The sequence below is a fragment of the Methanomicrobium sp. W14 genome (genome assembly GCF_017875315.1).
GTDB lineage: Archaea > Halobacteriota > Methanomicrobia > Methanomicrobiales > Methanomicrobiaceae > Methanomicrobium.
The window spans coordinates 866,189-888,548 of the sequence record NZ_JAGGMM010000001.1; the positions used below are offsets into that span (position 1 = coordinate 866,189).

The 22,360-nt window shown below is 43.6% G+C and carries 23 protein-coding genes and 1 other RNA gene; 13 read left to right on the forward strand and 11 right to left on the reverse strand.

Annotation, left to right across the window (positions count from 1 at the left end; all coding sequences use genetic code 11):
• Positions 1–10: 10 nt before the first annotated feature.
• Positions 11–499, forward strand: coding sequence for a chemotaxis protein CheD (locus tag J2128_RS04600; protein WP_209689926.1), 489 nt, complete (start codon positions 11–13; stop codon positions 497–499).
• Between the two features lie 98 nt (positions 500–597).
• Positions 598–1,545: a hypothetical protein gene (locus J2128_RS04605; RefSeq protein WP_209689927.1), complete on the forward strand. Its 948-nt coding sequence runs from the start codon at positions 598–600 to the stop codon at positions 1,543–1,545.
• On the opposite strand, the gene J2128_RS04610 is transcribed toward J2128_RS04605, so the two are convergent.
• The 3 genes from J2128_RS04610 to J2128_RS04620 all read right to left on the reverse strand — a co-directional run bounded on the left by J2128_RS04610 (position 1,529) and on the right by J2128_RS04620 (position 5,063).
• On the reverse strand, positions 1,529–2,722 hold the full coding sequence (locus J2128_RS04610; protein WP_209689928.1) for a hypothetical protein: 1,194 nt from the start codon (positions 2,720–2,722) through the stop codon (positions 1,529–1,531). The two genes, J2128_RS04605 and J2128_RS04610, sit on opposite strands and share 17 nt — an antisense overlap.
• Positions 2,723–2,773: 51 nt before the next feature.
• Positions 2,774–4,552, reverse strand: coding sequence for a ribosome biogenesis/translation initiation ATPase RLI (locus tag J2128_RS04615; protein ID WP_209689929.1), 1,779 nt, complete (start codon positions 4,550–4,552; stop codon positions 2,774–2,776).
• 154 nt (positions 4,553–4,706) lie between these two features.
• Positions 4,707–5,063: a hypothetical protein gene (locus tag J2128_RS04620; RefSeq protein WP_209689930.1), complete on the reverse strand. Its 357-nt coding sequence runs from the start codon at positions 5,061–5,063 to the stop codon at positions 4,707–4,709.
• A gap of 53 nt (positions 5,064–5,116) precedes the next feature.
• Here J2128_RS04620 and rqcH point away from each other — a divergent pair, with 53 nt between their 5' ends.
• From rqcH to J2128_RS04635, 3 genes are all read left to right on the forward strand, one after another.
• Entirely contained in the window at positions 5,117–7,021 is a 1,905-nt protein-coding gene (gene rqcH, locus J2128_RS04625; protein WP_209689931.1) for a ribosome rescue protein RqcH, read from the forward strand.
• A complete protein-coding gene (locus tag J2128_RS04630) occupies positions 7,011–8,033 on the forward strand; it encodes an mRNA surveillance protein pelota (protein WP_209689932.1) in 1,023 nt (340 codons plus the stop codon). The genes rqcH and J2128_RS04630 overlap by 11 nt, the downstream gene beginning before the upstream one ends.
• A gap of 90 nt (positions 8,034–8,123) precedes the next feature.
• Positions 8,124–8,393 carry a hypothetical protein gene (locus tag J2128_RS04635; protein WP_209689933.1) on the forward strand — a complete coding sequence of 90 codons (270 nt, stop codon included), beginning with the start codon at positions 8,124–8,126 and terminating at the stop codon, positions 8,391–8,393.
• Positions 8,394–8,444: 51 nt separating this feature from the next.
• Here the strand turns inward: J2128_RS04635 and J2128_RS04640 are convergent, their stop codons facing one another.
• Positions 8,445–9,146: a peptidylprolyl isomerase gene (locus tag J2128_RS04640; protein WP_209689934.1), complete on the reverse strand. Its 702-nt coding sequence runs from the start codon at positions 9,144–9,146 to the stop codon at positions 8,445–8,447.
• Positions 9,147–9,203: 57 nt separating this feature from the next.
• Between J2128_RS04640 and cyaB the strand changes: the two genes are divergently transcribed.
• Positions 9,204–9,734 (forward strand): class IV adenylate cyclase, encoded by a 531-nt coding sequence (gene cyaB, locus J2128_RS04645; RefSeq protein WP_209689935.1) that lies wholly within the window; start codon positions 9,204–9,206, stop codon positions 9,732–9,734.
• A gap of 161 nt (positions 9,735–9,895) precedes the next feature.
• Here the strand turns inward: cyaB and J2128_RS04650 are convergent, their stop codons facing one another.
• The 4 genes from J2128_RS04650 to J2128_RS04665 are packed head-to-tail and all read right to left on the reverse strand — an operon-like array spanning position 9,896 to position 13,261.
• A complete protein-coding gene (locus tag J2128_RS04650) occupies positions 9,896–10,537 on the reverse strand; it encodes a metallophosphoesterase (RefSeq protein ID WP_209689936.1) in 642 nt (213 codons plus the stop codon).
• Between the two features lie 3 nt (positions 10,538–10,540).
• A complete protein-coding gene (locus tag J2128_RS04655) occupies positions 10,541–11,659 on the reverse strand; it encodes a TIGR04013 family B12-binding domain/radical SAM domain-containing protein (RefSeq protein ID WP_209689937.1) in 1,119 nt (372 codons plus the stop codon).
• Positions 11,660–11,684: 25 nt separating this feature from the next.
• Positions 11,685–12,809, reverse strand: coding sequence for a TIGR04084 family radical SAM/SPASM domain-containing protein (locus tag J2128_RS04660; RefSeq protein WP_209689938.1), 1,125 nt, complete (start codon positions 12,807–12,809; stop codon positions 11,685–11,687).
• Positions 12,810–12,859: 50 nt separating this feature from the next.
• Complete coding sequence (locus J2128_RS04665) at positions 12,860–13,261, reverse strand: DUF126 domain-containing protein (RefSeq protein ID WP_209689939.1); 402 nt, start codon at positions 13,259–13,261, stop codon at positions 12,860–12,862.
• 37 nt (positions 13,262–13,298) lie between these two features.
• On the opposite strand from J2128_RS04665, the gene J2128_RS04670 reads away from it, so the two are divergent.
• Both J2128_RS04670 and J2128_RS04675 read left to right on the forward strand, forming a co-directional pair.
• Entirely contained in the window at positions 13,299–14,474 is a 1,176-nt protein-coding gene (locus tag J2128_RS04670) for a proteasome-activating nucleotidase (protein WP_209689940.1), read from the forward strand.
• Between the two features lie 4 nt (positions 14,475–14,478).
• The gene (locus tag J2128_RS04675) at positions 14,479–14,955 is read left to right on the forward strand and encodes a DUF5804 family protein (RefSeq protein ID WP_209689941.1); all 477 of its coding nucleotides are present in this window, start codon (positions 14,479–14,481) and stop codon (positions 14,953–14,955) included.
• A gap of 144 nt (positions 14,956–15,099) precedes the next feature.
• Here the strand turns inward: J2128_RS04675 and J2128_RS04680 are convergent, their stop codons facing one another.
• Positions 15,100–16,338 carry a proteasome-activating nucleotidase gene (locus tag J2128_RS04680; RefSeq protein ID WP_209689942.1) on the reverse strand — a complete coding sequence of 413 codons (1,239 nt, stop codon included), beginning with the start codon at positions 16,336–16,338 and terminating at the stop codon, positions 15,100–15,102.
• A 57-nt stretch (positions 16,339–16,395) separates the two neighbouring features.
• Between J2128_RS04680 and J2128_RS04685 the strand changes: the two genes are divergently transcribed.
• Both J2128_RS04685 and tpiA read left to right on the forward strand, forming a co-directional pair.
• Entirely contained in the window at positions 16,396–16,905 is a 510-nt protein-coding gene (locus tag J2128_RS04685) for a multiprotein bridging factor aMBF1 (protein ID WP_209689943.1), read from the forward strand.
• A gap of 11 nt (positions 16,906–16,916) precedes the next feature.
• Positions 16,917–17,591: a triose-phosphate isomerase gene (tpiA, locus tag J2128_RS04690; RefSeq protein ID WP_209689944.1), complete on the forward strand. Its 675-nt coding sequence runs from the start codon at positions 16,917–16,919 to the stop codon at positions 17,589–17,591.
• A 17-nt stretch (positions 17,592–17,608) separates the two neighbouring features.
• Here the strand turns inward: tpiA and J2128_RS04695 are convergent, their stop codons facing one another.
• Positions 17,609–18,166 (reverse strand): CBS domain-containing protein, encoded by a 558-nt coding sequence (locus J2128_RS04695; protein WP_209689945.1) that lies wholly within the window; start codon positions 18,164–18,166, stop codon positions 17,609–17,611.
• Positions 18,167–18,319: 153 nt separating this feature from the next.
• Positions 18,320–18,640, reverse strand: an RNA gene (gene rnpB / locus J2128_RS04700) — RNase P RNA component.
• A 36-nt stretch (positions 18,641–18,676) separates the two neighbouring features.
• Here rnpB and J2128_RS04705 point away from each other — a divergent pair.
• The 3 genes from J2128_RS04705 to arcS are packed head-to-tail and all read left to right on the forward strand — an operon-like array spanning position 18,677 to position 22,315.
• On the forward strand, positions 18,677–19,246 hold the full coding sequence (locus J2128_RS04705) for a TIGR00296 family protein (RefSeq protein ID WP_209689946.1): 570 nt from the start codon (positions 18,677–18,679) through the stop codon (positions 19,244–19,246).
• A complete protein-coding gene (tgtA, locus tag J2128_RS04710) occupies positions 19,243–20,694 on the forward strand; it encodes a tRNA guanosine(15) transglycosylase TgtA (RefSeq protein ID WP_209689947.1) in 1,452 nt (483 codons plus the stop codon). Before J2128_RS04705 ends, tgtA begins: the two co-directional genes overlap by 4 nt.
• Positions 20,687–22,315, forward strand: a complete 1,629-nt coding sequence (gene arcS / locus J2128_RS04715; RefSeq protein WP_209689948.1) for an archaeosine synthase subunit alpha — start codon at positions 20,687–20,689, stop codon at positions 22,313–22,315. Before tgtA ends, arcS begins: the two co-directional genes overlap by 8 nt.
• The last annotated feature ends 45 nt before the right edge of the window (positions 22,316–22,360 follow it).

Below are 22,360 nucleotides of genomic sequence, written 5' to 3' on the forward strand. Positions count from 1 at the left end.
TAAGATTAGAATGGCGGAAGAAACTCCTAAAGAAAAGGGTATCAACGTGGGAATAGGTGAATATCATGTTGGTGAGTCTCTTATGACATCAATTGGTCTTGGTTCGTGCGTTGCGGTGGTTTTGCATGACAGCAGAAGGTCCACAGGAGCTGTTGCTCATGTTATGCTTCCCGAATCAAACGGAAAATCCGACAGACCGGGTAAATTTGCCGACACAGCCATACCTGCCCTGTTCGATGAACTCATAAAGCTTGGAAGCAACAAAAGAGATATCACTGCAAAAATTGCAGGAGGGTCCAGTATGTTCAAGCAGTTTAAGGGAAATCTTGACATCGGAGGGAGAAACGTTGAAGCTGTCAAAACGGCTCTTGAAAACTGCCGGGTAAACCTTGTGGCAGAAGATGTCGGAGGAAGTTTCGGACGCTCTATAACATATGATCCAAAAAAAAGCGGAAAGATACTTGTGAGACGGGCTGATGGAACATGCAAAGAAATTTAGTCTTATTTTTTTTCCTGCTATTTGTGTGTTCCCCGGTTTCTGCTGAAATCTGCAGTTTCTGGCCTGGACCAGGGAATTCAATTTCATCCGCTGATGTCATGGATATTGCAAACGGACCTGACGGGAGTGTCATTTTTGCAACGGCAAACGGCCTCTGTATATATAATGACGGCTCCTGGGAAAACTACCATTCAGAATCCAGGGAAGAACATGGATATGTTGACGGTATTCCGCTTAATGATTATGTCGTCTGTGCTGAATCAGATAACCTGGGAAATCTATGGCTTGGGTATGGTAACGGCCTGCAGATATATAACGGATATACAAAACCCGTTTCAATAATCTATCCCCAGAACACAATAGCATCATATTCTATAAATGATATCCAGTCATTTGGAAAGCAGATGTGGATAGCTACAGGCAACTCAGGAGTATACTGCTACCAAAACGGAGAGTGGAGGTGGTACAGACCATTTGCTGATGACGGTGTTGCAGCAAACAGAATAGAAAGTATTGCAGCTGATTATTCAACAGGCACTGTTGTCCTTGCAGCAGACAGATACGGCCAGTTTGTACTCAGTCAAAATGAAAACAAAGAAAAATGTTTCCAGAAGATTAAAGAAAGCAGGATATCTCCAGATATGACAGAAGTCCGCTCCGCAAATACAGGAGGCGTATATTTCTTCAACAGAACCTGGATTGTTCACTATATACCGGGTACAGGAGTCACAGAAAAAATAAACCTAACAGACCTTTCCGACACAGTTAACTATATCTCAGACATATCTTCGTCACCTGACGGAAAACTTGTTATAGGGACAAATGAAGGTATTTTTGCATGGAAGAACGGAGTAATCACAGATCACCTTTCAAGAAAAGACCTTATAAACAACCAGATAAAAAAAGTCTTCGTGGACTCGGAAGGCCGCTGGTGGTTCACAAACAAACTTTTTACAGGGTATTACTATAAAAACGGATTCAAATCAGTAATATCATTTGATATTTCAGGAAAAGAACAGAATACCAATTCTACTCCTGAATTTTAATTACCTGCATTGCATACTTATCCAGCGACTCAAAAAATACATTTTTTGCACTAATTCTGCGTATTTTGTCTTCGGAAAAGATATCCTTCATCATATAGTCGATTAGAATAAGGTAAAAACCCAGTGATTTGAACCGTTTTTTCAAATCCCTGAACTGAATCTCGGATTCATTCTTCTCATCCCTCAAAACATAATACGCAAGATCGAAAAGCTGTACAAGATAATGCGGCATCCCTTTTTTAAGTGAGGTCTCCCTGAAATCATTATACAGATTTTTGCTGCCTGAAAGAAGAGACAGCTTTATACCGTAATAGAAGGGCTCAAGACTGTCAGGCGACTGCTGAATCATCTGCTTGACTACTCCTGCCGCACCGGCGCCGTCACGCTTTTCAAGTTTCAGGTAAAAATCCTCTCTTAAAAAGTCCTGATCATCATAAAATTTGTCAATTGCATATTTTAAAAGCCAGAACCTGCGCTCATTATTTCCGTCTGACTTCGCTTTTTGAAGACCAATTTTGACAAACCATTTTTCATCGGGAAACCAGTCAAACGTTTTCTTTATAATTACCCAGAACGCCCGCTCCATAACCTCGTTATCTTTGATATCCAACTGTTTTAAGCGTGAAACAGGAGGTTTTGTTTTAAGAAGTTCCAAAAGGGTCTCTCTTGACAAAAGTTCAAAATCTGAAGGCGTCTTAGTCCCTCCGGGACTATTCCTCTTGGACTCAATCTCAGAAAGACAGAAATAGCAGTACGAAATATATATCCCTATTCTGGCGTCGTATTTCCAGTATTCACCAAAATATTCTATTGCTTCGTTATATTTGCCAATATCCATCATTTTGACGCCGGACAAAATTTTAAGGGTGAAACGACCTGATTTTTTCTTCTTGCACCTGAGGGCGTTTTTTATCAGTCTTTCTATAAAATCAGTCTTATTCCCCTCTTTGCTTGACATCATAATGCGATATGCCATGGAGTCTATAAATTCATCATATGTACTGTTGTCAATGTCAGGAAACGCATTATCTAGTGCCGACATCACATGACCGAAAAAAACAGGGAGATTTGATGATACTTTCTCAGGATTGCTGTCAATATAATAAAACAAATCGTTTTTTAATGACTCTACTTTATCATACCTGATGGCATCTGTAAGTTTCTCCCCACGCGGCATTTTCGCACCCGAATTAATTTCTCTAATTTCTCTATTTATAAAAGTTAAAGATTATGATTTACTAATTTCAGCATAATAATACTGGCCTAAAGAGCGCTGTTCCCTGTCCAGATAGCTGCCCGGTTTATTTATCCTTGGCCTTCCGCTTTTATCCCTTCTGAAAGTCACCCCGAGCTCCTTTAAGAAATAGTTCATGCCTTCCTCCATTTCAAACGGACCCGAGGCCTTACCGTATACTCCGGGACTTCCTTCAAACACAAGAAGCCTTTCGCTTATCATGTCTATTACGTATATATCATGGTCTATGACAAGGACTCCGGAACCGCTGCTTTCAGCATGCCTCCTTAAGACACGGGCAAGTTTTACGCGCTGCTCAACGTCCAGATGAGCACTGGGCTCATCAAGGATATACAGGTCTGCATCCTGTGCAAGACACAGGGCAATTGATACACGCTGAAGCTCTCCGCCTGAAAGCCTGTCGACACCTGACTGAAGGATCTGCTCCAGTGACAATGGTTCGATTATTTCATGGAGGAAATACGACGAATCGAATTTGTTCGTTGCCCTTCTCAGAAGAAATTCAACAGTATCGGTTGAATCAGTCTTTATGTACTGCGGCTTGAATGAAACCTTTACAGTATCGGAAAGACTTCCCGAATCAGGAGTTTCGACACCTGCAAGAAGTTTGGCAAATGTACTCTTTCCTATACCGTTTGCGCCGACTACTCCCAACACCTCTCCTGCCTTAATCTCCCCTCCGTTTACGTCAAGCGAAAATGAACTTTCGTAGCTCTTCCTGAAAGATGGAAAGGTAAAAAGAGTCTCTCTTTTACTTTCGGTGTTATGGGCCCTTGTCTCAAAGGTAACGGAATAATCCCTGAACCTTACATTCTCTTCTGTAAGAAATCCTTCAAGATACTGGTTTATTCCCACCCTGACGCCTTTGGGCCTTGTTATTATTCCGAAAACCGACGGTTTGCCGTATGCGACGTGGACATTGTCAGCAAGCATATCGAGAATGGCAAGGTCATGCTCCACAATCATTACAGGACTTATCTCCGCAACCTCGCGAATCAGATTTGCAGATGCCATCCTCTGGTAGATGTCAAGATAAGGGGTAATTTCATCAAGGAAATAAAAATCAGCCTTTCTGCATAGACATGCAACAACCGCAACACGCTGAAGTTCTCCGCCTGAAATAGTATTAATATCCCTTTTAAGAATAGACTGAAGCTTCAGCTCATCTACATACTTTTCAAGGCATCCCCTCTCGTCAGTTGATTTAAGGAGGTCTATGACCTTTCCTTTGAAGACTTTGGGAATAAAATCGATATACTGCGGTTTTACTGCAACTTTTACATTTCCGGCAGAGACTCTTGAAAGGTAATCATAGATTTCAGTACCTGAATACTTGCTTAAAATATCGTCCCATGAAGGGTCAGGATCATCCGTATCCCCTAAATTAGGCACCATCTGCCCTGAAAGTATATTCACTGTCGTACTCTTCCCTATACCGTTTGCACCGAGTATACCCGTAACCTTTCCTTCCAGGGGTACAGCCATCCCATAAAGTGCGAATCCGTTGACACCATAACGGTGTGTAGGGTGTTCAAGCTCTTCCGGGAGAGTGATGATATCAATCGCATCAAACGGACATTTTTTTACACATATACCGCACCCGACACACAGCTCCTCTGATATTACAGCTTTGCCGTTCTCTCCGATAACTACCGTTTCATCCCCTGTCCTGACCCGGGGACAGTAAATTATGCATTCACTGCCGCATTTTTTTGAGTGGCATCTGTCCTTATGAACCACAGCTATTCGCATAGAATCATCCTGAAAATCAAATTAAAAACTACATTTACTTTTTATTCATTTATCTAAAACATCATTTCAGCAAATGTACACTAATGTTTTATTCTAAAGAAAATAAAGAGATTTATTCTCATTGTCTTTTACCAGATTCAGTATAGTCCTGATATTAAAGCGTCAGAAGAATAGTCCATGAGATAAACCAGAACGCAAATGCCATAAAGCCCTGGTAAAACCAGTCTTTTCCTCCAAGTTTGGAGTAGTCAATTCTCATCACTATGAGAACATGCTTCTGAAAAACAATTCCTGCCAGAAGCAAAAGCAGACCCAGAATAGAACGCGGTTCTCCTGTAGGGGAAGTCGGGTCACCTATTACAATATAAGATATGATACCGGTTGCCAGACCCATGAAACACGCAACACCTGTGCGGGTCATACGTTCACGGTGGCCCTGCATCTTATCTATAGGGGTTTTTTTGACCTCTGGTTCTGTTGTTTTCTCCTCTGTATTGCTTCCCTCACTCATTGAGCACCAATGATTATTTTTTGGTTTTCAGACAATATGTAGTTTGGTATATAATGGCAACACAAAAAGGAATGAGCGGCATTGACCTTTACGCGATGCTCTCAGAACTAAAATCCTGCCTTCCTCTGTGGATAGGCAAAATTTACCAGTACAATAACGAGACATTCGGTTTCAGGCTTAACGGGGATGATCACCAGAAATATAATTTCCTGGTTGAATGCAGCAGGCGCGCCCATATTTCAGAAAAACTTCCGCCTGCGCCGAAAAACCCTTCCGGGTACTCGATGTTTCTCAGGAAATACATTTCAGGAGGAAGAATTCTTGATATTACCCAGTATGGCATTCAGAGAATTGTCGATTTTAAAATAGGGAAAACCGAACAGGTATTACACCTTATTTTTGAATTATTTGACGAAGGAAATGCAATACTCTGTGATAATAACTATATTATCCAAAACCCGCTGAAAAATCACAGATTCCGCGACAGGGAAGTACTGCCGGGTGTCAGATATGAGCTTCCAGAAGAAATCATATATCCTGAAAACATTGAAAAAACTTCCCTGCTCCTTAAAAAAAGCGACAAGAATCTTGTAAAAACTATCGCTTCATACTTTATGACAGGAGGAAACTACGCAGAAGAAATTTGCAGGATATCCGATTATGACAAAAACATGGACGTACAGTTGGCAGACCCCGAGACTATATTCAAAGCGTTCAGTGAGGTTCTCAGCCGTTGCACAGACAACAAAAACCCTGTCATCACAGGTTCGGGGTGCTGGCCTTTCCTTTTTGAGGGCGAAAAGCCGGTACAGGAATTTGAGTCCTACAACAATGCACTGAATAGCTTTTACCCCCTTCCTGAAGAAGAGGAAAAAGACGCAAAACCCGTCCTGTCAAAAGAAGAGGTTATCAGGAACAGACAAAAAAAGGCAATTGAAGGTTTTGAGAAGAATATAATACTTATCCAGAAAAAAGTTGACCTCATATACTCAAATTACCAGCTTGTATCCGAAATTATCAATACACTGAATGAAGCAGGCAAAAACCACTCCTGGCAGGAGATAGAAAATATTCTTAAAGAAAGCAGCATATCCGCTGCAAAAGCAATCCTGAAGGTGTACCCGAAAAATGCATCTGTAGACGTCAAAATTGAAGACGTCGCAGTCAGAATTTACATTCATGAAAGCATCGAGGTCAACGCAAACCGCTACTACAGTGAGATAAAAAAATACAAAAAGAAGAAAAACGGCGCAATAAAGGCAATGGAAAAATTTGCCCCCGTTAAAAAGCCTGAAAAGAAAAAGGAGATTACTCTTTTAAAACCCAAATGGTACCACAGGTTCAGGTGGTTTTATACAAGCGACGGAGTCCTTGTAATAGGCGGAAGGGACGCCGGCACAAACGAGGAGATAGTCAAAAAATACATGGAAGGAAACGATACCTTCGTTCACGCAGACGTCCACGGAGGAAGCGTCGTGATAGTCAAGGGCGAGACCAGATTCTGGGACGAAGTATCCGTTTTTGCCGCATCGTACTCCAATATCTGGAAATCAGGGCACTTTTATGGTGATGTATACGCGGCAAAGCGTGAGCAGGTAAGCAAAACAGCTGAATCTGGTGAATTCGTTGCAAGGGGTGCATTCGTTATAAGAGGAGAAAGAAAATATTTCAGGGACGTCTCCCTTGGAGTTGCAATAGGTCTCCAGTATGAGCCCGCAGTCGCCGTTATCGGAGGGCCTGTATCGGCGGTAAAAAAACGTGCCAAATATTATGTAGTCCTAAAGCCCGGAACATTTGAGCCAAATGACGCCGCCAGAAAAGTTCTGAGAAACCTAAAGGACATTATCCCTGAGGGAGATTTCAAAAGCCTTAAATCGGTCCTCAATACTGAGGCAATTGCGGCATTCGTCCCGCCGGGAGGGTCCGATATAGAAACCGGGGTCTTAAATGAAGGCTGACTGTACCGACCTGAAAGACTCATCAGGTGAAATCAGGCTGTTTCCTGAGAATACTGATGACCTGTGGCACCTTGAACACCTGATTACTCCGGGCTGCCTTGTCTACGCGACGACTTTCAGAAGCCCGGAAAATGCAACTGATAAGGCAAGACCTGAAAAACAGGAGAAAAAAGCAGTCAGGCTTGGAATAAGAACTGAAAAAATAGAATTTCACCGCAACTCAAACAGATTGCGTGTGATGGGAATAATAGAATTCGGGATGGACTGCGGGTTTTACCATACCATCAGCGTCGAGCCAGGATATGAAATATCGGTAATAAAAAAATGGAGCTCTCTTGACCTCGAAAGAATAAAAAGGGCTGTCAAATCCTCGGTGACAGGCGTGATACATATAATCACAATCGAGGAAGGGAGCTGCGAGGTCTACAGGATACGGCAGTTTGGGCCTGAATTTGGAAAATCAGTTCTTGGCGGTTCAGGCAAGAGAGAGGGGCTTGACAAAAGACAGGAGTTTTTTGAAGAGATTCTGGACATAATGCTTGCAACAACCGGACCTCTTGTAATTGCAGGACCCGGTTTTGTCAAAGACGATTTTATGGATTTCGTAAAGTCAAAAGACAAGGGCCTTGCCTCGAGATGCGTAACCGCAGAGACCAGAAGAATCGGAAGAGGAGCTGTACAGGAAGTCATAGGCCTTGGAATACTCGACAAGATTTCAGAAGACCTGCAGTTGAAGCGTGAAGTGCTTGCAATGGACGAACTTATCAGGAGAATATCCTCAGACGGCAACGCCGCCTATGGTGTAAAAGAGGTTTCTGCCTCAGTCGATTTTGGCGCTGCTGAAAACGTTCTGGTATGCGACGGGATTATAAGAGATGACAGAATCGCAAAAATTCTTGAAAAGGCAGAAAACATGCGTACGGAAATAACTGTCCTTTCAACCGAATTTGAACCCGGAAAACAGTTGTCGGCACTTGGCGGAATCGCCGCACTGCTAAGATACAAAATATGAACTAAAATCTGAATTTTTTTCTCCTTTACTTTACATTCCACCATATCCAGACAGCCATATCTTAAATAAGATAATAGAATATTGATTAGTATGGCTGATAAATTTGAAAACAACCCTCTCAGGGTCGCAGCAGCGCTTATTCTGGGAGTTGTAACAGGAGTTATCGGATTTTTTATTGTGGCGCTTGTTCTTGGAATGATTGAGGACATGTCAGGGTTTTCTTTTGGAATTTCTCTTGATATAGCTGACAATATCCTTAGTGCAATAGTACTCGTGATCTTTATAATAGCCGGTCTTCTGTTCTTCTACTGGAAAGTATCAACAGTTCCACCGTCAAAAGAGAATACAGACTCAGACTAAATACCCTTTTTGTAATAAAAAATTTTGATTGGTTTAAAAATAAGAACAGTTTTAATTTTCTTCAGCGTTTTCAACAGGTTCAGGCTCTTTTTTCTCGGGTTTCTTGAAGGTTTCCTTGAGGACAATCTCCTCTATACCGTCTACGTACTCAAAAGCCTGGTAAACCGCCATTCCTTTTCCCATCATCCAGCGCTGATCATAGGTGATTCCGGCAGGAAGCGAGACAGTCAGGACTCCGTCATTTAACTCCATCTCAAAGTCACGGTTTGCGAAGAGTTTAAACAGCGCTTTTGCCTTCTCCACTGCATCCTCGACAACACCTTCAACGGTGTACTTGTAATCAAGAGTCTTTCCGGCAAGCATATGGTTGAAATCAACTACTGCCCGCTTTCCTATAACGTTTACAACGACGCCCTGGTGGCCTTCCGATGATACACGCATACCAACGGTAGGCTTCTCCTTGAACTCCTTAGTGGGAAGTGATTTCACAAGGGTGTTGTCACGCTGGCCATATGCCTTCTCGGGAGGTATAGTAACCTCGTATTCTTTCCCGGCCTCTTTGCCTGCAAGGTCCTCATCCAGTCCGGGTATTACGTGATTTCCGCCAATCCTGATTACGATTGGCTCATAATCCTTCCCTTCTGAAAAAGCATCGTTTTCCTTTGCTAACTCTTCAGAGGTGGTGTCAAATATGTTTCCATCTACTGAACCGGTATAGTTCAGTCTGACAAAATCTCCTTCTTTTATTTCCATTAAGAATACACCTGTCTATATTACTTGGTTTAATCAACCTATATATGTGATGCAGTAATGTTAGAGGTCGAAGCAAAAATAAAGGTAAGCTCAATTGACAAAATCAGGGACGAGCTGACAAATAAAAAAGCCGGATTCCTCGGAAAAAACACCCAGAAGGATTTATATTATAATGCCCCGGACCGGGATTTCGCAAAGACCGACGAGGCTCTCAGGGTAAGAATAAGCGGGGACAGTTACGAGCTTACATACAAAGGCGCAAAAATAAAGGGTACAGGGGCAAAGGCGCGTGAGGAGTTCAACGTCACAATAAGTTCTGCAGAGGATATGGAAAACATCCTTGAAAGACTTGGGTTCATCAAAAGCAGTTCAGTTTTCAAAACAAGGGAGGAATATTCATTCCGGGGCACTACGGTCGCACTTGACATCGTTGAAGAACTCGGGTGTTTTACAGAAATAGAAGTTATTACAGACGACAGGAACTCTGCTTTAAGCCTGATTGACTCGGTCAAATCGGAACTGAGCATAACCGGGGACATTATAAGAAAGTCCTATCTCGAACTGGTCCTTGAAAAAAAAGGACAATAAACTCATTGTACCAGGTATTTTAGCCATGTCAGCTGAAATTAACACAAACTAATTTTTTTCGTTGTAAAAAATAAAGAAAATAATACATATTCTCAGGCAGAATCAAACATTAATTCCTGAAAATATGAATATAATTTGTTGTCCTCAAAAGGCATAGTAATTCAGACCTTTTTTAAATCTACCTTTATATCCTTGGGCTCATCCCCGAGTGTAATCATTGCGCATCTGCCCTCGGAAGCGGGACCGGGGTTTACGACAATTGTTCCATCAACCTCTTTTATTCCGGACTGGTCGTGAATATGACCACAGCAGACAAGATCATATTTATTCATATGATCTTTTATCGACCTGCTCCCTACACTGTTTCCGCCTACATCATCAAGAACCCCGTAAGGAGGAGCATGGCACAAGAGTATGTTGTGAACATTCTGTTTTGCCCTTGATTCAGCGTTTGTAAGAAGATTATCTATCTCTTTTTCATCTATCTCGAAAGGAGTGCAGAAAGGTGTCGGGTTAGCACCTCCTACCCCGACAAGGGTGACTTCCCCGATGTCAATTGAAGACCCGTGCAGGCATACGGCTTCCGATTTTTCAATAGTGTCCAGGATTTCCTTTGGATCACAGTTGCCCGGAATCGCAAAACACGGCACGTTTATTTCGTCAAGCAGCGGAATGACAGTTTCACAGGGTCCCATTTCAGTTAAATCACCTGATATCAGGACCATATCCGGCCCCAAATCAAGAAATGAACCCATCTTGCCATACTGACCATGCAGGTCAGTGAGCAAAAGAACATTTATCATTCATTATTGATTTTTGCTCTTTCTAAAAAACCTTAACTCTGTAGTCATCCATGAACCGGTAACCCTACCTGACAACGCAAGTTTACCTAGTACTTGATCCAGTTCAGGAATCAAAGCAGAAGGCTTTTTTTTGTAAAATGGCGTCCCGGGAAGGGGCATAAAATAATGTGCGTGAATTTTTCCGTATTTTGCAACCCATTTCACCTGATCGACCGTCTCTTTCTGCTCCTCATCAGTCTCGCCGGGAAGTCCGACTATGTAGTCGACAACAGGAACAAACCCGTTGTCCCTGCAGAGTTCAACTGCTCTTAAAACGTCGCCTGATGTATGCCCGCGGTTTATTCTTTTCAAAACCGAATCGCTTCCGGACTGTGCGCCAAAATGAATCTTGTCATTTCTGCAGAAATCATGAATAATCTCCAGTGACTCACGGGTTACAAACTCGGGCCTGACCTCGCTTGGAAACGTTCCCAAGTAGAGATTTTTATCTCTGTCAAAAGAGGAGAGAAGTTTTTTTAGTTTGCTGTAAACGGGTTTTTTCCCATCTGAACCGTATGAAAGTGCATTGGGGGTCAGAAATCTTATATCTTTATAATGCTTTGAAGACCTGACAATACCGTCTATCGAACGATGGCGCATGAAGCATCCGAAAAGTCTTGGAGTCTGGCAGTATGCACAGCTAAAAGGGCACCCGCGCGAAATTTCAATATAACCCTTCACCTTTGAAAAAGGAGGGTATGCATCCAGAAGAACAGTCGTGTCATTCTTCTCATACCTGCCCTTTGCCGCAACACCTTTAGGAAAAACGAATGATTTTTTTTCGATATACCTTATAAGTGCAGGAAGCGTGTATTCCCCTTCTCCTACAATAACATAGTCTGCACAATTCAGCACTTCATCAGGCACTGCCGACGGGTGCGGTCCCCCTGCAACAGTTATGCAGTCCGCATTTTTCATCTCATCAGCGTATTGTTCTGCATTTATCGAATTAAGACTGTAAAGCGTTATATCCTTCTCCGGGCAGTCAACCGGATTTAAAATTATATTGTTTTTTTCACATGCGGAATAAAGGGCAGCGTATGAATTTCTTGCTGCCTTTATATAACGCCAGTTTACTTTCATTGCAAAAGGAATTTAAACTGAAATATTATGGTATTATCTCACATCCGTTGTATTTTTCATGTTCAAACTGCCGAATCGATATGACACCTTTTTTAATCAGGCCCAAAACTTCCGGGACCTTTTTTTCTATAGAGTACCTGAGATTTCTCACGGTATCGCATACCATCTTTCTGCCGGTTTTTGGCCACGGGTTTATGATATTCGAATACAGGCACCTTCCACCGCAGAAGTTTCTTATATCACATTTCCGGCAGTCGCCCGAGATATCTATTTTTCTAAGTCTGCCGGGGTCGCCTGTTTTTATATTCCCACAGTAATAGTCCTTCATACCGGCCATACACGGGCACGGAGCTATGTTTCCGTCCTGAAGAATACTATAGTTTGCAAAACCACTTCCGCACCTGAGAGGGGCATTTTTCATTCCAAAAAGCAGGTCCTGCATAGTATCAACAAACGGATACCACATCATAACCCTTCCCTCTTCTCTCATAATTTTTATCCACAGGTCTGCAAGACGCCTTATTCCAGGGTTATACCCTGAATACAACCACTCACTTATGCCATCTCTTAACTCAAAATCACTCCAGAAATTACAGTCCATTTGCCAGTGTACAGAATCAAAGGAAAAATCCGGGTTAGACGAGAGGTATTTTACGGAATTGAATATATCGTTTTTTTCAGATACCGTCATTCTTGCGATAATTTCGTTTTCAAATCTGTTGTTTTTTATGTGCTTTAAATTCCTGATGACCCTGTCATATGTCCCTTTACCTCTTGATAAGTCGGTTGTCTGCCTGTCACCGTCTATCGACACGAATATGGAACAAAAACTGTTCACATACTCCGCAGGAAGTGAATCCAGAAGTGTCCCGTTTGTCTGGATGATATACTTCTTTACAGGTGCGTTGTCCATAATCTCGCAGATAAGATCCTTTTTCAAAAGGGGCTCCCCACCGTAAAAAGTAAGCACTGCATCTTTGTCCTTTGACAGAAATTCATAGAGATGGTCTAACGAAAAACTCAGTTCGCAGGGAAGGTTACAGTCAAGGTCTACAGTGTCAGGGGTTTCATCAGGAACAAAAAACATTTTTCCGCGGCAGTATTTGCAGCACAAATTACACTCGTCAGTCAGAAGAAGAAAATAATGCATTAATGTTTGTCTCCAAAACCATTGTCTGAAAATTTGGAAATCCTTTAAAATCACTCAATTTCAATACAGCCTGAGTCTCCGTCAACGCAGACTACTGCGCCGTCATCTACACTGTATATATCGTCTCTGGGCCTGTCAACCATCGGAATGTCGGCAATTATCGCACCAACCGCAATAATCGTCTCGGCTTCCATATTTATTATTGCGCAGGGCGCTTTATTGTTCCTTTTAAGGGCATATATAATATATGAGCCAACAGTTGAACCCTTGCCGTGGGGAAACAAAAGAACCTTTCCCGATATCGACTGCCCGCACAGGGGACTGCTTTTTTCCAAAACAATACCGGTATGCGGATCAACACCGGATAAAAAGGATATTGGCTCGGTGCTTTTTAAAAGCAGGCCTTTTGCTCTTCCCTTTGAGATGCCTCTGCCCTGAATTGTAAAAGACATACCTAATAAATGTTGTAAGAATAAGATATAAAGTAACATGGATGAGACCATCTACAACAACCCTGAAGACAGTGACCTGTCAAAATTACGGGTTCAGGAACTATGCACTCAGGTTGAAGATCTGAATATGAAGGTCGAATTCCTCAACAGGGAGAACGGGCGCCTTGAAAAGGAGGTGGCCCAGCTCAAAAAAGAGAATAATCAGTTAAAGCGTCCACCCCTCTTTGTTGCGGCTGTGATCGACGTACTGGAAGGCGGAGAAGTATACCTGCGACAGCAGGGGAATAATCAGGAATATATAACACATTCCGCCGAAAATTTGGAAGGAGAGTTAAAGCCCGGAATGAAAGTTGCCGTAAACAACGCACTATCAATAGTAAGAACTGTTGACAACACTTTCGACTCAAGAGTCAGGGTAATGGAGCTTGAAGAATCACCTTCCGTCACCTTTGCAAACATCGGAGGGCTCAAGGAAGAGATAGAAGAGGTAAGAGAAGCCGTTGAATACCCGCTTACACGTCCCGAGGTATTCAAAAAAATCGGTGTAGAGCCTCCAAAGGGAATCCTTTTATACGGCCCTCCGGGAACAGGAAAAACACTTATTGCAAAGGCTGTTGCAAACCAGGCAAAGGCGACCTTCATCAGGATGTCAGGCAGTGAGCTTGTCCACAAGTTCATAGGCGAAGGTGCGCAGATGGTAAGAGAGCTGTTTGCCCTTGCACGCGAGAAGAGTCCCTCTATAGTTTTCATTGATGAAATCGATGCAATAGGAAGCATGCGCACCCAGGACGGGACATCAGGAAGTGCGGAGGTTCAGAGGACACTCATGCAGCTCCTTGCGGAAATGGACGGATTTGACAAACGCGGAAACATCAGGCTTATGGCCGCAACAAACCGTGTCGATATGTTAGACCCTGCACTTCTAAGACCAGGAAGGTTCGACAGAATACTTGAAGTGTCCCTCCCTGATGAAAAGGCAAGACTTGAGATAATAAAGATTCATTCGGCGAAACTGAATATGAAAGGAGTCGTTCCTGAAGACTTACTTAAATATACCGAAAATACAACCGGCGCAGAAATTCAGGCAATATGCAGGGAAGCCGGAATGATAGCCGTAAGGAACAATGCCGAATACGTAAAAATGCAGAACTTCATCGATGCAGCAGTAAAAGTTAGAAGAAAGACTAAATCCGAAGATATCATGTATATCTGATAAAATGAATCTTCTTTTTATACAAAAAGAAGGAGTTGACCTATACTCAACCCTTTTGTCGTCCGAGACAAGCAGGGGAATACTCAGATTTTACCGCCCAGTAAGGACACAATTCGGAGTAATAATCGAAAATGCGACTCTGGGAAATGCACTCTCCCTTGCATCCGAGATAAGCTGGTATATCAGGCGCTACACTTCTGATGTTCTCCTCGAACTATCTCCCGACCTTTTTTGCACTCTTGATTTCGCTCTTGACATCTATAAAAGAGAGATAAAGATGAAGGAGACTTGGGACTTTACGAAACTCATCGGAATAAGAGATGGCTTTGTATCGGCTGTATTGTACATACAGCCGCATTCATCAAAAGAGGACTATCCCGGATTTGAAGAGTCTTTTGATACAGTATTCGAAGTTTGGTGCTGCAAAGATGAATGGACTGAAAACTTCAGTGAAAATACCACTGGCACTGAATCAGGATAATGAAATTAATGCTAAAAGGATAAACTAAAAAATAATTTATTTTCCATTAGTTTTTCATTTAAATATATATGATTAGGAATAATTGTTCTTAAATTATTGCTCTTTTTTGTTCATTCAAAGAATTTTTCCCCCAATAGAGAACCTTTACGCAAACATCGCACCGTCAAGTGCTTCTCCGGGTGTGCTTTTATGGTCTATTCCTACCTTTTCTATTGCCTTGATGAAGTCGTTTCTTGTTATGGTCTCCCTTTCCGAGCGTATCGCAAACATTCCGGCTTCAGTACATATTGCCTTTATATCAGAGCCTTTCATCCCCTCGGTAATTCCGGCCACATACCTGAGATCGACATTTTTGTCTATATTCATGGACTTCGTATGAATCTTAAGTATAGAAAGGCGGCCCCTGGAATCCGGCTGGGGTATCTCTATAATCCTGTCAAACCTTCCTGGTCTTAGAAGTGCAGGGTCAAGGATGTCTATCCTGTTCGTCGCACCTATTATCTTCACATCCCCACGGTCTTTAAAGCCGTCAAGGTCTGCAAGAAGCTGCATAAGAGTCCTTTGAACTTCCCTGTCACCCGAAGTGATGCTTTCTGAGCGCCGGGCACCAATTGCATCGATTTCATCGATAAATATTATTGAAGGAGCCTCCCTTTTTGCAAGATCAAAAAGCTCCCTTACAAGCCTGGCACCTTCTCCGATATATTTCTGCACAAGCTCGGAGCCGACGACTCTCATAAACTTGGCATTTGTCTCGTGGGCAACAGCCCGTGCAAGAAGCGTTTTCCCGGTTCCCGGGGGCCCGTAAAGCAGAACACCACGCGGCGGAGATATCCCGACCTTTTCAAAAAGCTCAGGCCGTGTAAGTGGCAGTTCAACCGCCTCTTTAATCTCTATAATCTGCACTTCCAGACCTCCTATATCACCGTAAGTCTCCCCGGGAATATCGTCAATCTCCATTCCGTAAATCTGTGAGTCAAACGACGGAGGCAGAATATCAACAATAGTCAGTGACTGCTGATTAAGTGTGCACCTGGCACCGGGCTTTAACTCATCAGCCTCTATGAACCCCGATGCACGAACCATAAACTTGGGACCTGCGCTGGACTGCACCACAAACCTGTTATCGCCGGAGACATCCGTAATAGTACCAACAATAAGAGGCGGACTCCTGAGTTTTTCCACCTCGCTTTTCAGTTTTCGAATCTCCCTCTCATACCTGATTTTCTGGCTTTCGATAAATCGTTTTTCAGATTCAACCTGACGTATTTCCTCTCTAAGCTCCAGATTTCTGGTTTCAAGACCCGAAATTCTGTCAAGAAGATACTTTGTTATATCCTCCTCAGGCCGGGAGTCCTGGTTATGTGTCTGGATGTCTGCCATAGGCTCTCTCAAATAGTTATATAGGGGTAGTTCAATATATAGATATTTGCGATTAATATGTCAGAATGCGAGGTTTGCGGGGAAGTCATCCGTGGAAAACCGATTCTTGTCTCTATTGGCGGAGCTAAGATGTCAGTATGTTCCAAGTGTGCAAAACTTGGGACCCCTTTGGAACAGCCCGGAAGCGAGATCAGAAATCAAAGCTCCGGCAAAATAAGAACTGTACCTTCATCCGGGCGTATCTCAACTGCATCCAGAAAAAGGGCAAAAGATGTATTCGACTTCATGAATGAAGAGATTGTAGAGGATTTCAGTGAAAGAATCAGAAAGGCCCGTATCGAAAAAGGCCTGTCACAAAAAGATCTGGCACTGGAGCTTAAAGAAAAGGAAGGGCTTATAAAAAAGATTGAAAAAGGGTTAACACCCGAGGATAGTGTCAGAAAAAAGCTTGAAGACACTCTGGAAATCAAACTTCTGGATACTATGGATTCTTCGGAAGCAACAGGCAAAAAAGGCAATATCACTCCAACCCTCGGCGACGTGATGAAGATTAAAAAAGTAAAATAGAGAGTTAGTCAATGCAGGAAAAATATCCGCAGGTTATCATAAATCTCAAGGCATACAGTGAAGGATTCGGGAGCTCTGCACATTATATCGCAAGGGCCACCGAAACAGTTTCAGAAGAGACAGGAGTCGTTATAGGTATTGCACCAGGGTATATGGACATTCACCCCATATCCATGCACTTCAAAATTCCGGTGTATGCACAGCACATAGACCCTGTACCCCCTGGCGCGTATACAGGCCATATCGTCGCTGAAGCGGTAAAATCCGCGGGCGCATGCGGGACGCTGATTAACCACTCTGAAAAAAGGCTTACGCTTGCAGACATTTCTGGTGCAGTTGATGCAGCGAAAAAAACGGCCCTGCAGACGGTAGTCTGTACAAACAATATTTCTACAAGTGCTGCAGCAGCGGTTTTCTCGCCGGACTTTATAGCAATAGAACCTCCCGAACTCATCGGAACCGGAATTTCCGTTGCAACGGCAGACCCGGAAATAATTGAAGATTCAGTCAATGCCGTAAAAGAGATAAATTCCAAAATCAAGGTTCTTGCAGGTGCCGGTATAAGCACAGGGGAATGCGTAAAGCGTGCCCTTGAGCTTGGCGCTGACGGTGTTTTACTTGCATCAGGGGTTGTCAAGGCCAAAAATCCGCAGGACGTCCTTTTTGATCTTGTATCAAAAATTTAAACCTTAAAAATACTATTTTACTTTGTCATCATTCCGATAAGATCATACTTCGTTATAACTCCTGTAACTTTTCCCTTGTCTGCAACGAGTACGGCGTGATGGTTGTGCAGGAGATGAATTATCGTATCCATGCATGACGACAGAGGAATTGTCGGAAAACCGTCCTCCATGAAATCCGAAACGACATGTGACTGTATTTTCTGGATTCTCCCCTCGTCCATGGCATTTATTATTGCCGACTCAGAGATGCACCCTACGGCAACATCCTTTTCAAGCACAGGGATCTGGGATATACCATGCGCCTCCATGATAGCAACAGTCTGCGCAAGAGTTTCATTTACCTGAACACCTATAACAGGACTGTGCATTATATCTCCCGCAGTCACGGCAGAAACTTCCTCCTTGTTCAGAACATCCACGATTTTTTTCAGGGTGCTCAGGCGCGGGTCAACTGTCCCGGACTCAATTCTTGCAATCATTGACTGACTCAGACCTGATTTTTCCGCTACGTCTGACTGCGTAAGTCCGAGCTCTATGCGCTTGTCCCTGATATCTGAAGAATCCGGAATTTGCATATATTACTAATAGTAATTCCAAGTAAAAAATATTTTTTGAACTACGTTTACAGAATTTGAAATATATACAGCCGGAATTATCAGAAACATATATACAAAGTGATTACGCTGATTTATCTCAACCTCAAAAAAGAATAACAGGACACTTAATATGAGTGGGAGTAGTAAGCCCCATTCTGTTCATTGCGGCATTCAGCTTCGCGCCATACCCGAGAACGGCCCGGAAATACCGTATAACTCTCTGTTCTGACTTGCTCCCGCAGGGATTCACCGTTCCACCGAATCCTCATACCTTAAACGCTTCAGCAGTTTTAAACCTGCATCATAGGCAACGGAAGATGAGGCCGTTATCGTTTCTGTGCCAGAGCCGTGACTCTCGCCACCCGCACTTGAATGCGGCTTTGCGTATCCGGACGGAGTGGGGACTTTCCTCAGCGGCAAATAGATGCCACCGTCAGCCGCACTCTCCCTCTCAATCTTATTATTGTCAGCCCGCAATATATGTAAGTAATGATGCTCCTGGACGATGATGAAGGAAAGGCCGCCCTATGCCTTGCGAGAAAAACCATTGAACGCATGATAGCAGGAAAAGAGGCTGACTGCCCTCCACTATCTCCTATATTCAGCGAAAAACGCGGCGTATTCGTAACGCTTAATGAATTCGGTGATTTGAGAGGATGTATAGGATTTCCATATCCCGTGATGCCGCTTTCCGAGGCAATAAGCGACTCGGCGATATCGGCCGCGACCAAAGACCCGAGATTTATGCCGGTCAGGGCTGAAGAGCTAAAAAACATAACAATTGAAGTTACGGTTTTAACACCCCCTGCACCCCTTCTGTGCCCTGCAGAAAGAAGGGCTGGTAATATAGAAATCGGGCGTCACGGCCTTATTATTCAAGGGAGAGGCAATTCAGGTCTTCTTCTTCCCCAGGTCGCAACAGATTACAACTGGAGCCCGGAAGAATTTCTTGATAATACATGCCTTAAGGCAGGTCTTTACAGGGACTGCTGGAAAGACGATAACTATGAACTGCTCACATTCGAAGGGCAGATTTTTTCAGAAAAGAGGACTACATGAGCATTAGTTTTGAAGTAACCAGAAAGGACATAATGGGAAGGCTTGGTAAACTCAGAGTCGGTGAAAAGACAGTTAAGACACCGCTTCTCCTTCCGGTAATAAACCCTAATATACAACTGATTAAACCTGAGGAAATGGAAAAACTTGGCGTTGAGGCACTTATTACAAACGCCTACATCTTCAGCAAAAGCGATGAATTCAGGGAGAAAGCCCTGAAAGAGGGGCTCCACAAAGTACTTGGCTTTAATGGTGTTATCATGACAGACTCCGGAGCATTTCAGCATTCCGTCTACGGTGACATCGATTTTTCAAATACTGACACGGTAAAGTTCCAGCGCGCAATAGGAAGCGACATTATTGTCCCGATGGACATTGCAACATCCCCCGACAAGACACACGAAGAGGCAGAGGAAGAGCTTTCCATTACAATGGAACGAATTAAAGAAGCACGCGGAATCATAGACGACGGCCACCTCTGCGCACCTGTACAGGGAGGAATCTATACAGACTTAAGGAAAAGTGCAGGAAGAGAAGTAAGAGAGCTTGATTTTTCGTTCTGTCCAATAGGTGCCGTTGTCCCGCTTATGGAGAACTACCGCTACAAGGAGCTTGTCCAGGTTGTAATGGCGGCAAAATCAGAGCTTTCACCGTCATCATGCATACACCTTTTCGGGGCTGGTCATCCTTCAATGTTTGCGCTTGCCACAGCTATGGGATGCGATGTCTTCGATTCCGCTGCATATGCCCTTTATGCAAGAGAAGACCGGTACATGACGCCGCATGGGAGCTACAAATTAAATGAATTAAATGAACTGCCCTGCGCATGCCACGTGTGCAGGACGCACAGCGCCGGGGAGCTTAAGAAATCGCCTGAAAAAGAGAGGCTTCTTGCATATCACAACCTGTACGTGACTCTTGCAGAGATATCAAGGATAAGACAATCAATCCTTGACGGGACACTCTGGGAGCTTGTTGACGAAAGGTGCAGAAACCACCCACGCCTTCTTGAAGGCTACCGTGAACTTCTGAAATACAAAGACCAGCTCGAAAAATCTGACAGGATAACAAAAAGGCGCTTCTTCTACAGAGGAAGCGAAAGCTGCATGAGAACCGAGGTCAGCAGGTATCATGAAATGGTAAAACGGCTTCCTGCCGGAAAAAAAGTGCTTATATCCTTTGAAGGCAAAAACCGCGGTGGTTATGACACTGTTTTCCTGTTCAAACCGCCTTTCGGCCCTTACCTTCCGGAACTTAAAGAGACTTTCCCGATAGGCCAGAGTGAGACTCCAGAACCCGACCGGGATATGATTAAATCAGGATGCATAGGAATTGCAAACCTTATTGCAGAAAACCCGGATTCGTCCTTTTTTATTGCATGCAGCGACGAAGAGAGAGAAATAGTCTCTGAAGAACTTAAAGAAATAAAATCAGGTTATTCCTATGTTTGAAGCACTTAAAAGAGACGGCCGCGCCCGTACAGGAATTTTCACGCCGGAGTCAGGGGACATTATAGAAACACCTTCTGCTGTTGACACTAAAAAAATATTCACTGACCTTTCCGGGCACGATTACTCAAATGTTCCGTTGCTTGCTCCACAGAAGTTTGCCGGCAGGTACATTCCCGAATATCAGGGGATTACATACATAGCCCCCGAATCGGGGAAAAATGGAAGCTCCGGGGACTGTCTTATAGCCGCAAACTGGCATACGATTCTTGACAACCCGAAGTATTACGTGGAAATCCTGAAAAAGCTGAAAGAAAGAAATCCTTCCGATACAGCATGGTATGCACCCGCATCGGCCCTTCCGTCAAACGTTGCATCACTCATATACTCTGGTTTTGATATCTTCGACTACAGGGCCGTCGACCTGAAAACCGCACAGAACCTTTTCTGCACGCAGGACGGGGAATTTCCGGCTGAAGAATGGTTTGACAAAGGTCTTTGCAGGTGTCCTGGGTGCCTGAAGAAAAGCCTTTTTGAGCACAACAGAAACGCACTGGACTGCGAAATTCAGACAGTCAGAAGTTTTCTGAAAGACTACCACATAAGAGAACTTTTCGAGCGCAGGTGCAGGAATTCTGCGTCCCAGGTTGCAATACTGCGTCTTCTCGACCAGTCATACGAATTTTCGGAAAGTTTCACACCAGTAGTAAGGGAAAACAGGCTGTACGCAAACTCCGGTGAATCCATAAAAAGGCCTGAGGTTAGGAGATTTATAGACAGGGTGACTGAAAGGTTTATTCCTTCAAGGACCGATGTCGCGGTCCTGATTCCCTGCTCTGCGAGAAAACCGTATTCGGCATCGCAAAGCCACATGAAGTTCAAGTCCGCCATTCAGAACAGGGCACATGAGATTATAATTACGTCCCCGCTGGGAATCGTCCCAAGAGAACTTGAACGCATTTACCCTGCCGGACATTACGATGTCCCGGTAACCGGTTACTGGGACGGAGAGGAGAAAAAAATAATCACCGATTCCATTGCACGGTATTTCAAAAAGAACAATTACGAAAAGGTATTCGTTCACCTTGACGGGGACGCTCTGGAAATAGCTCTTGCGGCGCTTGACATTGCAGGTATGGATTACGAGTGCTGTGCATCGGAAAAACTCACGTCAGCTGATTCTCTTAAAAAACTTGAAAATGCCCTCCAAAATTACAGGAAATCGGCTCCTGACATGGTCAGGGGAACACTCTCCTGGCAGTTTGGGACTGACGTTGACACCTCAAAACTTCATGTCAAAGGCAAATTCATGAAAGAAAAAGTCTTTTTGGGAAAACAGCAGGCATTCTCGGCCGACGGCAGGACAGGACTTTTAAGGCCAACATTTGACGGCTGGAATATCATAGGAGACAAGTACAGGGTAAATATAGAAAGTTTCGTTCCCCAGGGTGATATCCTTGCACCTGGCGTTGTCGACTGCGACCCAGACATACGTTCCGGTGACGAAGTCTTTGTATCCGGAGAGAAAGCCGTTGCAACCGGAAGAGCCGTTATGGGTGCAAAGGAGATGTGCTCATCATCAAGGGGAGTAGCAGTCCGTGTGCGTAAAGTAAAGAAGTTGTAAGGATAAATTATAAACACAATATTTTGTTATTCTGGAGTGACCCTA